Consider the following 12636-nt stretch of genomic DNA (forward strand, 5'->3'; position numbering starts at 1 on the left):
TTAGCTTTATTTGCCTTCTGTCTAGTCAAGTTTGTTTTGGCAGCGATTTGAGAATGCTTTATACCAGACAGAGTCTTTGATAGGTAGTATGCGCTACCTGATAAGCCGATAACGCAGTAGCAAGGTGCCTTAAAGACTGCCCGACGGGTTCGGCTAAAAGCGGTTTATGCTTTGTTGAGCGGTTATTGCTTAACATAACTAGGCGGCAAACCACTCACCGCGATGAAAGCGCTTTTATCTCGCACAAAATTTAATCACGAAAGGTCAACCGCCCCTGACAGTTATTCAGCTCTGCTCCGGTCATATAGCATTGTCCGATTCCCATCTAGGCGTAACATTCTGTCAATCTGCCAGATAAGGCAGACATGCGCGCCAGTGCATTGCCGAATACGGGCATCCCACCATCCACCCGGGAGTGAATGCCATGCAGATTTCATTACTGCCAGCCCTACTGTTGATGAGCCTGACACTGTTATTATCCCTATTCCCCAAAACGCAAGCGCAAGCACAGCAAGCGCAATGGCCGCAAAAAACCTATTACCGCAGCATTGAAGCCAACGGTTACCAAGTATTTTACCGCGAAGCCGGTGATCCCAGTCGGCCAACCCTGTTACTGCTGCACGGATATCCGGCATCTTCCCATGCTTATCGGGAGTTAATTCCGTTGCTATCCGGCCATTTCCATATTATTGCCCCGGATAATCTGGGCTCGGGTTACAGTGATAAACCCAATCCCGATACCACCCGCTACAGTTTTGATCTGTTAGCCGAAACCATGGCCGCCATGACAAAGGCGCTGGAGTTGAAACACTATATTCTTTATATGCAAGATTTCGGCGCCCCCGTCGGTTTTCGCCTCATGATGATGCAGCCGGAGCGCTTATCAGGGCTGATAGTACAAAATGCCAATGCTTATCTGGATGGACTGACAGCCAAACGACAGGCATTTTTCCGGCGTGCGGCTGAGGATAGAAGCCCGGCAATGGTGCAAAAGCTTTACCGCGTTACAGGTCCACAAGGCGTGATTAATACCCAGTACCTGCGTGATGTACAAGACAGAAAGGAGATTATGAGTCCAGATAGTTGGAGCCATGATCTGTATCATCTTGCCACGCCAGAGCAGCGCAATATTCAGGTTCAGCTGTTTCAGGACTACCAAAGCAACATTGATGCTTACCCCAAATGGCAGACATTTCTGCGCCAACAACAGCCACCGACATTGATTGTTTGGGGTAAGCGCGATCCCGCCTTTATATTCCCCGGCGCGACGGCTTATCTGCGCGATGTGCCCAAAGCTGAAGTCCATCTGCTTGATGCCGGCCATTTTTCCGTAGAGGAAAAACCTGTGGCGATCGCCAAACTGATTATTGATTTTGTCAATCAGCTTCCCAATCATTCCCGTTAACTGACCTCGCTCTCCAGAGTGCGATGAGTCAAGCGTACAAACAATAATTCCATCAGCCATTGATGGGATTATTGTTTTGGTTACAAGGAAGGACTACCGGGGTTATCGCCACTATATTCATCACACGATTAGCGTATCTGGATGCAAAGGGACTTAATGTTATAAGGGGCTTAACGTTATAAGCTATTTAGTCCTATAAGCTATTAATCGTAAAGTTATGGCTTCTAGCGTAAGTTTATAACCTAGGTTTATAACTCGAGTTCATTGTGTGAGTTCAGCATATGAAGGAATAAAATAAGTTCACCGCAAAGACGGCAATTAATCACCTAGAAACAGGGTGGCTGGATAAATTTAAAGCAACTGAATATATAAAATTATTTTCCCCGCTTGTTGCTATCACCTTTTAACTAACAATTCTTTTTTTATTTATAGTGTTTATCTTGACTCATGTGACTGCTATCAATTTATAAATAACCCTTAAATAGCTTTATCATTATTGCCTGAATGGCGCGTGAGAAGGCGTTTTTAACGCCATAATGTCAAATACAAATTCCCACCAGCAATATAAGCAAATAATTAAATACAATTAACATTTAAGATAAACAACGAGAAAAATTAACAATTCAATGGCATTTTATTTTTGTCACATGAATTTTTTGTTAGCAACATGAATATTATCGCGGCTTGAAATACAGTTTATCTATGTCATTATGCTAAAGATTGTTTTAGCAAGTTGCAGAATACTTCTTGGATATTCATATCCTACGCAATGTCATCCTGTCATAAACTATTTTAGCCATTCAAAGATGAATTCATATGATAAAGAAGCTCTCACTCAAACAAAAAATAATATCTGCAGTTACTATCGCCCTTATCACAGTTATTACCTTGCTTTCTTGGCTCAGTTATAACAGCCAAAAAAATCAATTATTGCACAGTAGTTTTACCCAACTTCAGCGTCTTGGTACGCAACATGTTGACCAAATCAGTAATTGGTTAGCCGCTAAACGGGATATCATGAATTCCGTGGCGAAAAAAATTAATACCGCTCCCCTCAACAGCCTGCAACAAGCGAAAGCATCCGGCAAATTCCAACTTACTTATTTCGGCACAAATACGGGCCAAATGACAGATTCCAATCCAGGCATTGACCGCAGTGGTTATGATCCAAGAGCGCGTATCTGGTACAAGCAGGCAGAATCTGCGGCTAACCAAATCATGACTAAGCCCTATATTGATGCAGCCTACGGCACCATGGTCGCCACTATCGCGCAACCGGTTAAAAATGGGGTTATCGGGGCTGACCTATCCATTGCGAAAATCATTGATAACATCGTCAATATGAAACTGCCGGCAAAAGGCTACGCCATCCTAATCCATAAGGACGGTACCGTATTGGCATATAAAGATCCGGCGCGAACCCAGCACCCAGTCAGTGATATTGATGATAACCTCTCCACCGGACTGCCACAGTTAATCCGGCAGCGACAAGATTTACTCCACATCCATCTTGAGGAAGATAACAGTGAAAAATTAGTGTGGGCCGAGCAGGTGCCAGATAATGACTGGGAGCTGATTCTGATCCTCGATCAAAACGCTTTGGAAGCACCACTGCACCAAATGCTACTGAGCCAAATGCTGATTGCACTCATCACTATGCTTATCAGTATTCCTGCTATTTATCTGTTAATCAGCCGATTACTCAAGCCGTTAGATCATATCAGTAGCGCTTTGGCGAATATTGCTGATGGCAGTGGCGATCTCACCGCCAGGCTCACAGTCAATACAGATGATGAGGTGGGCAAACTGGCCGCAAGTTTTAACCGCTTTGTTGGCAGCCAACATCAACTTATCAGCCATATCCGCGTTCTATCGCAAGAACTGCAGCAAGATGCAGAGCTAAGCGTCAGCCGCAACCATGGCTCAGTGACGGATCTGCAGCGCCAGCAGCAGGAAGTCAATATGGTGGCCACGGCAGTCACAGAAATGGCATCCGCCACAGATGAAATCGCCCGTAATGCAGAGCAAGCGGCGGCGGCAGCGGTTCAATCGGCCAGTAGCAGTCAGCATGGCAAATCTTTGGTCGTACAAAGCAGTACCTCTACCAAAGGGCTTGCCAAACAGGTCGAGCAGGCAACCCAAGTAATAGGTGAGCTCAGTTGTCATGCCCAAGCCATCAGTGGTGTATTGTCCACCATTCAGGGCATTGCCGAACAAACCAACCTGCTGGCACTGAATGCTGCCATTGAAGCGGCTCGAGCTGGCGAGCAAGGACGAGGATTTGCCGTGGTCGCCGATGAAGTGCGGGTGTTGTCCTATCGCACCCAAGAATCCACCAAAGAAATTCAAACTACCATAGAAACCCTGCAGACAACGTCCAATCAAGCAGTCACCCTGATGCAGTCAAGCCAACACCTAGCTGATAACAGTGTCCGGGATGCCGATGCCGCCACCGCCGCGCTGGAGGAGATCACTGCCGCGATTGGGGTTATTTCCGATATGGCAGCCCACATCGCTACCGCAGCAGAGCAGCAAAGTCAGGTAACCGCTGAAATTACGAAAAACACAGTCGCAATTAAGGATGTCACCAATGAAATAACCGACACGGCCACCGCCGGGTTGGCACAGGGAGATGCCTTAAAACAGCGCGCCAACCAACTGACTGATAATGTTGCCGCGTTTATCCTGTAACCACCGCCAACATTCATGAGATGAAAGGCCCGGATTCGTATTCCGGGCCTTTCCGCTATATACTGCCGCCATTATTCGACATTATCACGCAAGCATACCAATATGACTCAGGCCAATAACCCGCTACATGGTATAAAACTGGAAACACTGCTCACCGAGCTGGTTGATGCCATGGGCTGGGAAGCGTTAGGCAGTCGCATCAATATTCTCTGCTTTACCCATGATCCCAGCATCAAATCCAGTCTGAAGTTTCTGCGTAAACAACAATGGGCCAGAGATAAAGTGGAACAACTTTATCTACGCCACAAAGGCGTTAAACAGCCTCGCCCGCCCAGACGCGACAATGACCATCATGCCACGTCTTCCCAAACGCCACGTCGCCCTCAAGCGAGCAAGACTCCGCAGCGCACGGCATCGGATCCAACTAAGCAGATCAATGCGCAAGTGTGGGGAACACGCTAACCCCACGGCAGAGACAAAAAAGCACTCAAATGAGTGCTTTTTTATGCTTATCAAGCCGTTTTAGGCAAGATTACTCGTTATCAGTAAAGTGATACTCAGACATCAAATGCCCCAATTGGGTAGATTTTGTCTTCAAATAGCCTTCGTTATAACGGTTTTTACCCACCTGCAACGGTACCCGCTCAACCACTTCAATGCCCAGTTCTTTCATGGCATTGACCTTACGAGGGTTATTGGTCATCAGACGCACCCGGTTGATACCAAGGAATGACAGCATAGGCTGGATCATGTCATAACGGCGCATATCTGGGGCAAACCCCAGTCGCTCGTTTGCTTCTACGGTATTTGCGCCATCGTCTTGCAACGCATAGGCCCGGATCTTATTTAATAGACCAATTCCTCGGCCTTCCTGACGCAGATACAAAATAAAACCCTGACCGGCTTCGGCGACATTCTGCATGGCTGTCTGTAGCTGGAAGCCACAGTCACAGCGTAGGCTGAACAGGGCGTCACCAGTCAGACATTCAGAATGGATCCGGCCCAGCATAGGCTCATCAGCATTGAGCTCACCAAATGTCAGCGCGACATGCTCTTTACCGGTTTCGGTATCTTCAAAGCCGTGCATAGCAAAGATACCCCATGGGGTAGGCAGCTTTGAAGTAGCGATATGTTTTATCGACATGAATAAACCTTTTCGACTGCTCTCAGTTCCCTGAGACTGACAATCATCCATGAATTATTAATACGTTAATACCTGTGCCTCAACCAGTGGGAGCCAGTCGGGACACTTTTGCAGCGACCAAGCCCGGTATTCTATGTGTTTTTTAATCCGACCGGAATAGTCTGAATTAAATGCCTTGGGATCAAGGTGTGTCTATCACAAAACCACAGGACGGATAAACCCAATTGTATCGATTGCTAACGAGATCAAAAAAGGGGCCGAAGCCCCTTTGAACTGACGCTGCAAATTGCAGGCAGAAATACAAACTAATGATTACTATTCAATCAATTAAAATGCTTTTGGTGCAAAACCGGTGACTTTTTCTAGCCCCATTTGACGGCCCTGTTTGGTCATTGGGTGTACCACAACTAAACCCTTAACAGTTTTTTTCAGCTGGCCCATATCCGCTTGTTCAGCTTTGGTCAGTTCACGTTTGAACATGCTGGACAATTGGTAGCCTTCTTTATCGAGCAAACGGGTTTGCTGCCCTTTAATACTGTCAATCCGCTTGGTAATCGCGGCAATTTCGCGTTTGAACTGCATCATAATAGCAGCATCACCACGCTGCTCCGCACCCGCTAATTTGCGGCGATACTTATCCAGCTTGTCATGCAGCTGCTGCAGTTCCTGTTTTAAATTCATTAATAAACCTCTTTATGCCTGACGGCGAATCGCGCCATTATATCAGCATATGCCGATTACTGCCCGCTATCCTCAGTCAGGGTTTTCAGCTCAATAATGCGCTGATTACTGCTGCCTCGGAAATACAGGGAAGGGTCGTGCAATGATTGCTCAAATTTGCCATCCACTAGCACATCCACTAATGCAATCACTTGCTGCTGAGCAGGCGTCAAATTTTCTAATGTGTAGCCAGTCCACATCCAGACATCTTTGCCAGGACATTCGGCCCGCACTCGCGTAAGCAGTGCCAAGATCGCATCTAGATTACCGTGAAACAGAGGATCACCGCCGGACAAAGACAGTCCCCGGCGCTTAACCCGGGTATCGTTGAGATCACGGATAATAATATCCGCCATCGCCTCATCAAACAGATGACCTGAGCGGGGATCCCAAGTGCTCTGGTTATAACAGCCACGGCACTGGTGTTCACAGCCGGACACAAATAGAGTTGCCCGGGTACCCGGCCCATTGACCACGTCAATGGGATAATACTGATGGTAATTCATGTTATTTTCCTCTCCGGCAAAAAAGGCGCCCTAGGCGCCTTTTTGTCTCCACAGCCAGTGATTACAGGTGCTTAACCCGGCGCTTCACTTCTTCCTGCTTGCCGTGGTTGAACGGACGAGCATCAGGGCTGCCCAGATAACCACACACACGGCGGGTCACAGAGACTCGGCTTGGCTCATGGTTACCACACTTAGGGCAAGTAAAGCCTTTGCTGGTACAGCTGAATTCACCGGTGAAACCACAGTCATAACACTCATCAATTGGGGTGTTAGTCCCGTAGTAAGGTACGCGGCTATAGCTGTAATCCCACACATCTTCCAATGCTTCAACATTGTGCTGCATGTTAGGGTATTCGCCGTAACAGATAAAACCGCCATTGGCCAGCTCAGGATAAGGCTGTTCAAAGTCCAGCTTATCATAAGGGTTCACCTGCTTTTCCACATCCAGGTGGAAACTGTTGGTGTAGTAACCTTTATCTGTCACGCCATCAACCAGACCAAATTCTTTGGCATCCAGCTTAGCAAAACGGCTACACAGACTCTCACTTGGGGTGCTGTACAAGCTAAAGCCATAGCCGGTCTCTTCTTTCCATGCGTCAGTCGCTGCTTTCAGGCGGGCAACAATGGCAACCGCTTTTTCACGCAGTACATCACTGTCAAATACATGGGTCTCAGTGCCATACAAGGCATTGATGGTTTCATGCAGACCGATATAACCCAGGCTGATAGAGGCACGGCCATTTTTGAAGATCTCAGACACTTCATCATCTGGCTGTAGACGTACACCACAGGCGCCTTCCATATACAAAATTGGCGCGACGCGAGCTTTAACGCCTTTCAGACGCTCAATACGGGTATCCAACGCTTTGCGAGCCATGGCCAGACGCTCATCCAGAATACGGAAGAACTCTGCTTCATCATGTTTGGCTTCCAGCGCAATACGTGGCAGGTTCAAGCTCACCACACCAAGGTTGTTACGGCCTTCATGGATCAGCTCACCATTTTCCTCGTAAGTACCCAAGAAACTGCGGCAACCCATTGGGGTTTTGAATGACCCGGTTACGCGCTCAACCTGCTCATAGTTCAGGATATCCGGGTACATACGCATGGTGGCACATTCAAGCGCCAACTGCTTGATATCATAGTTGCAGTCACCTTGCTTATGGTTGATGCCATCTCGAATGGCAAATACCAGTTTCGGGAATACTGCGGTTTTACGATTCTTACCCAGACCGCCAATACGCACTTTCATCATAGATTGCTGGATCAGACGAGATTCCCAGCTGGTCCCCAGGCCAAAGCCGAAGGTCACAAAAGGCGTCTGGCCATTGGCGGTATGCAGCGTATTGACTTCATATTCCAGTGACTGGAACGCGTCATAACACTCTTTTTCTGTCTGTGCTTTAGCAAAAGCCTGCGCATCTGCAATCTGCCATTCCTGACCAATTTTCAGATGCTTGTCGTAGCTTTTCTTCACAAAAGGTGCCAGCACTTCATCAATACGGTTGATGGTCGTGCCGCCATAAATATGGCTGGCAACCTGAGCAATAATTTGCGCGGTTACTGCGGTGGCAGTCGAGATGGATTTTGGCGTTTCAATCTCTGCGTTGCCCATCTTAAAACCCTGAGTCAACATGCCGCCAAGATCAATCAGCATACAGTTGAACATCGGGAAGAAAGGTGAGTAATCCAGATCATGATAATGGATTTCACCCCGTTCATGGGCATGTACCACATCTTTTGGCAGAATGTGGCACTTGGCATAATGCTTGGCAACAATACCGGCTAACAGATCACGCTGAGTCGGGATCACTTTGGAATCTTTGTTGGCGTTTTCATTGAGGATAGAGGCATCGCTCTGCTCAACCAAACCACGGATTTCCAAGTTCAGACGGCTACTTGCTTCACGACGGACATCCCGATCGTGACGATATTCGATATAGTGTCGAGCCACCTGCTTATAGGGGCCTTCCATCAGCTGGTTTTCCACCAGATCCTGCAGATTGTGGATCTCAACTTCATCACGCTGTGTTACAGCCTGACTTACGTTGTCAGCCACCATTTGTGCATACTCAACGTCTTCGATCCCTGCTGATTTTGCGGCAGCAATTACCGCGTCCCGAATCCTGGTACCGTCAAATGGGGTACGGAAACCGTCCCGCTTAATCACAACTGGCATGGTGTAAATTTTCTCCAACCTATGGTCAGAACATCACACTATATATAGTGCTTAAATTCCAACCTGACACAAGATGTTGCGTATTAGGCGACAACCGTCACAGAAATACTTTGATCTGGATCAAGTTTTTTTCGGGACAGAACAAAGCATGAGTGATTAGTGTCTACCGTTCCATAAATTGAAAACAAGCCCCTTGACCAAGGCCATTTTCGGCGCTAGTCCAGCAGGAAATGCTAAGGTAATTCAAAAGTAAAACCGGCAAATTTCTGCCAATTTATGCGGTAAAAAACTTGACACTGAATGGGACTGAGATCACAAGTGAGTCAGCACTTAGTTGCACCCAGTTACTGGCATAAAATACGTCGTTTTGCGTAACCGGGTGTTGTGGTCAGGAGAAGATTGTTAGCACACTGACGCGATGTTAACGATTGAGTACAGCTTCAATTTGGTGTCTTGCCTGCAATACGGCTTGAGCGCCAGCATCAATTGCTTCGGCGGCGCGATGAAATTCCATCATACCGATATCCCCGACTTGAGGCACAATACACACATCCGGTGGATCCCCCATCAACCGAGCCCGTTTATGGCGTTGCTCTAAAATATCCATGGATTGGGACATCACGGCTAACATGCCGGGATCATGGCGCGAACGACTGCCAAAAATATCGCTTAGCCCAGTAATATATTCCCGCCCCCGGGCAAGCAAATCCATAAATCCCGTTGCTTTATGGGCATCGGCCTCCACCTGCTCAGACATGGACGGTGACTCACTGACTAATTGCACTGGAACGGCTTGAATGCGTCGGCGCCGATCGCCACTTAAATCCACCGCAATTACCACATCAACCCCCATGGCTTTAGCCACCGATACCGGAACAGGATTAACCACCGCCCCATCCACTAACCAGCGGTCACCTTGCTGTACTGGTGACAGTATTCCCGGAATAGAGCACGATGCCCGCACCGCGTGGCGTAATTCCCCTTTAGTCAGCCAGATTTCCTGGCCGGAGTAGAGATCCGTTGCCACGGCGGTAAATGGCCGGTTCATTTGCTCGATTTTTAAATCCCCGATATAGCTTTCCAATGCATTAAATACTCGCTCACCACCAATCAAACCACTGCGGCGCCAGCTCAAATCCATTAACCCCAGCACATCCCAATGGGAAAAACCTGTCACCCACTGTTCTAACTCCGCTAGATGACCATTGGCATAAGCCGCCCCCACCAAGGCGCCAATTGAGCACCCCGCCACTTTATCTGGGTAAATATCCAATTGGGCCAAACCGTTAAGCACACCAATATGAGCCCAGCCTTTAGCAGCACCACTGCCTAATGCCACACCTATGGTTAACTTCTGCTCTGTGCCCACTGTTTGTCTCCCGTTTTGCTATCAGACGTCCATGTATACCACAGCCTTGGCAGAAGGACTATGCCGCTTGCCGAAGCGGTAAATTTAGCCCAGTCCAGCCATAGCCCAGCGGGGAAAACGCGCTATAATAGCGGGTCAATTTTTTCAGGAGTACACCTTTGCAATTTACCGATTTCTCCCTGGACAAGCGTCTGCAGGCCAGCCTTAACCATATGGGTATTAGCACCCCAACCCCAATCCAGGAGCAGGCGATTCCGGTAGCCCTGAGCGGCCGAGACTTGATGGCATCGTCCAAAACCGGGTCCGGCAAAACCTTGGCATTTCTGCTGCCAGCTATGCAAAGAGTGATTTCCACCAAAGCCTTATCGAAAAAAGATCCCCGGGTATTGATCCTGCTGCCAACCCGAGAACTGGCACATCAGGTCTACAGCCAGCTGCGATTACTGATCGCGAACACCCAGTACCGCGCGGTGTCCATTCTTGGCGGAGAAAACTTCAATGATCAGGCCAAAGCCTTAGCCAAAGACCCACACTTTATTGTCGGTACGCCAGGGCGTATTACCGATCATCTGTTTCAACATCACCTGTATCTGAACGGACTGGAACTGCTGATCCTTGATGAAGCTGACCGCATGTTAGATTTGGGCTTTGCCCCTCAGCTTAAAGCCATCCATGAAGCGGCTGATCATCGTCGCCGCCAGACATTGATGTTCTCAGCCACCTTGGATCATGATGAAGTCAATGATATTGCGGCACAATTGCTGAAGCAGCCGGAACACATTGCTATCGGAGCCAGTCATACTGAGCACGCTGATATTACCCAACGTATTTTCCTGTGCGATAACCTGACTCATAAAGAGGCGATACTGCAGCAATTGCTGCAAACCGAGCAACATAAACAGGTCATTATTTTCACCGCAACCCGTGGTGATACCGACCGGCTGGCGACATTATTGGCCGAACAAGGGTTCAGCACCGCAGCGTTAAGCGGCGAGCTGAAACAAAGCGCCCGTAACCAAATCATGGATAGCTTCAGCCGTGGTCAGCAGCAAATTCTGGTCACCACAGATGTGGCAAGTCGAGGACTGGATCTGGTTAACGTCTCTTTGGTCGTCAACTTTGATATGCCCAAGTATGCTGAAGAATATGTTCACCGTATCGGCCGTACCGGCCGCGCAGGCGCGAAAGGTGATGCCATATCCTTGGTAGGACCAAAAGACTGGGTGAACTTTAAAAAAGTGCAGGTGTTTTTACGTAAAACATTTGAATTCAGTGCATTAGAAGGATTAGCGCCCAAATTTAGCGGCCTGAAAGATGCGCCGAAGAAAAAGAGCCCGGTTAAGCACAGCAATAAAGCCGCTCCACAACAACGCCAAGGCAAACGCCCTACCGCCAAGCCTGCGGCAAAACGAGACAAACGCTTTATTACCGGTGTCGATGTCGGTGATGCGCCAATGCGTAAAAAGCCTAAGCCAGCTGTCGATTTTATGGATGATGATGAGTAACCATCCAGCCTAAATACAAAATCCCCACTTGTTGGGGATTTCGTTATCTCTAAAGTCTTATTGTTATGCTGACATTACTGCTCACTGTACTGGCGCTTGCCACCTTTATGCTGGGGCTGCTTTATCCCCTGACACCTTCATATGGCCAACCCGCCATTATCGATATAATACAGTTCAGTCTCCTGCCAATATTCATTTTACTCTGGCAGGCTATCAAAGTCTCTGGCTGGCCGCGTATCAGCCTGATGCTGCTGGCCTGTAGTATTGGTGCCATCAGTTGGGAAGTGGTGATATAAAGATACAATAGTGTCTCACCAGATAAATAACTCCTGCGCCAAATACAGAACGCCTTTCCTGTGATTATTTTTTACCGTTAACTGGGTTGACGTGACTTGTGATAAACAAGCAATTGACGCGAAAATTCGCCTTATTATCAGCATGACCCAAAACTGTGGTCAAATAATGTTACGCCACATGAAAATACCTGTCAGACACAGAGATTAATCACATTGTAATAGGATATTAATTCTACATCGATTAACTCACGGTGCGCTGTAAGTAAGTGTGACCCAGAAATTTGAGCTCCATCGACCTTCACATGTTGGAAGGGAAATTAGCTTCTACTGTGGATGCTAAATTATGTCTAAATTTACGAACGTCTTCATATGCTAGCAATGAATATTCATGTCTAAAATCCAATATCAGATTTGCAAGCTTCTTAATTTCATCCAAATTAGAGTTCCTCATTTCTTCAATGACCTCACAGTATTCATATATTTTTTCCGCCTGTGATAATGCTTGATTTTTGAAGTCTTTTGCAGAAATTAAACCGCCTCTACGACTAAAATGCCATGGTAATGAACCATGACTGTAATAAATCCAGCACAACTTCTCTACCAATAATTTTGCAAAATAGCTCCTTTTGGTTGATTGTCTATTCGACGCAAATATCAACAGTTGTCTGATATCACAAATTTGCCACATCTTCTGTTCAAACCCATCAGGATCATCATCTTCAATTTCCTCGAACTCATTATCCAATAGATCTGACTCAGCCCATATTTTTACTTTATCTAAGTCAATGATCATAAATTTTTTCCTTTCATCGTTTATTACT

Annotated in this window: 11 protein-coding genes; 5 read left to right on the forward strand and 6 right to left on the reverse strand. The window is 47.3% G+C overall.

Translation table 11 applies throughout. The features are described 5' to 3' along the window. The first annotated feature begins 424 nt into the window (after positions 1 to 424). The 3 genes from NFHSH190041_RS13265 to NFHSH190041_RS13275 all read left to right on the forward strand — a co-directional run bounded on the left by NFHSH190041_RS13265 (position 425) and on the right by NFHSH190041_RS13275 (position 4558). The gene (locus NFHSH190041_RS13265) at positions 425 to 1405 is read left to right on the forward strand and encodes an alpha/beta fold hydrolase (RefSeq protein WP_261922276.1); all 981 of its coding nucleotides are present in this window, start codon (positions 425 to 427) and stop codon (positions 1403 to 1405) included. A gap of 819 nt (positions 1406 to 2224) precedes the next feature. Further along, positions 2225 to 4096, forward strand: coding sequence for a methyl-accepting chemotaxis protein (locus NFHSH190041_RS13270; RefSeq protein WP_261925124.1), 1872 nt, complete (start codon positions 2225 to 2227; stop codon positions 4094 to 4096). 102 nt (positions 4097 to 4198) lie between these two features. Further along, entirely contained in the window at positions 4199 to 4558 is a 360-nt protein-coding gene (locus NFHSH190041_RS13275; protein WP_261922277.1) for a VF530 family protein, read from the forward strand. A gap of 70 nt (positions 4559 to 4628) precedes the next feature. On the opposite strand, the gene ribA is transcribed toward NFHSH190041_RS13275, so the two are convergent. The 5 genes from ribA to rssA form a co-directional block, all read right to left on the reverse strand. Next, positions 4629 to 5240 (reverse strand): GTP cyclohydrolase II, encoded by a 612-nt coding sequence (gene ribA, locus NFHSH190041_RS13280; RefSeq protein ID WP_261922278.1) that lies wholly within the window; start codon positions 5238 to 5240, stop codon positions 4629 to 4631. Positions 5241 to 5567: 327 nt separating this feature from the next. Next, the gene (locus NFHSH190041_RS13285) at positions 5568 to 5921 is read right to left on the reverse strand and encodes a YibL family ribosome-associated protein (RefSeq protein ID WP_261922279.1); all 354 of its coding nucleotides are present in this window, start codon (positions 5919 to 5921) and stop codon (positions 5568 to 5570) included. Positions 5922 to 5977: 56 nt separating this feature from the next. After that, positions 5978 to 6466 carry an anaerobic ribonucleoside-triphosphate reductase-activating protein gene (gene nrdG, locus NFHSH190041_RS13290; RefSeq protein ID WP_261922280.1) on the reverse strand — a complete coding sequence of 163 codons (489 nt, stop codon included), beginning with the start codon at positions 6464 to 6466 and terminating at the stop codon, positions 5978 to 5980. 61 nt (positions 6467 to 6527) lie between these two features. Further along, a complete protein-coding gene (nrdD, locus tag NFHSH190041_RS13295; protein ID WP_261922281.1) occupies positions 6528 to 8645 on the reverse strand; it encodes an anaerobic ribonucleoside-triphosphate reductase in 2118 nt (705 codons plus the stop codon). Between the two features lie 421 nt (positions 8646 to 9066). Continuing rightward, on the reverse strand, positions 9067 to 10014 hold the full coding sequence (gene rssA, locus NFHSH190041_RS13300) for a patatin-like phospholipase RssA (RefSeq protein WP_261922282.1): 948 nt from the start codon (positions 10012 to 10014) through the stop codon (positions 9067 to 9069). 158 nt (positions 10015 to 10172) lie between these two features. On the opposite strand from rssA, the gene NFHSH190041_RS13305 reads away from it, so the two are divergent. After that, positions 10173 to 11519, forward strand: a complete 1347-nt coding sequence (locus NFHSH190041_RS13305) for a DEAD/DEAH box helicase (RefSeq protein ID WP_261922283.1) — start codon at positions 10173 to 10175, stop codon at positions 11517 to 11519. A gap of 65 nt (positions 11520 to 11584) precedes the next feature. Further along, complete coding sequence (locus tag NFHSH190041_RS13310; protein WP_261922284.1) at positions 11585 to 11815, forward strand: hypothetical protein; 231 nt, start codon at positions 11585 to 11587, stop codon at positions 11813 to 11815. 298 nt (positions 11816 to 12113) lie between these two features. Here NFHSH190041_RS13310 and NFHSH190041_RS13315 read toward each other — a convergent pair whose 3' ends face one another. Continuing rightward, the gene (locus tag NFHSH190041_RS13315) at positions 12114 to 12608 is read right to left on the reverse strand and encodes a hypothetical protein (protein WP_261922285.1); all 495 of its coding nucleotides are present in this window, start codon (positions 12606 to 12608) and stop codon (positions 12114 to 12116) included. Positions 12609 to 12636 lie beyond the last annotated feature (28 nt).

The sequence above is a fragment of the Shewanella sp. NFH-SH190041 genome (assembly GCF_024363255.1).
Taxonomy (GTDB): Bacteria; Pseudomonadota; Gammaproteobacteria; order Enterobacterales; family Shewanellaceae; genus Shewanella.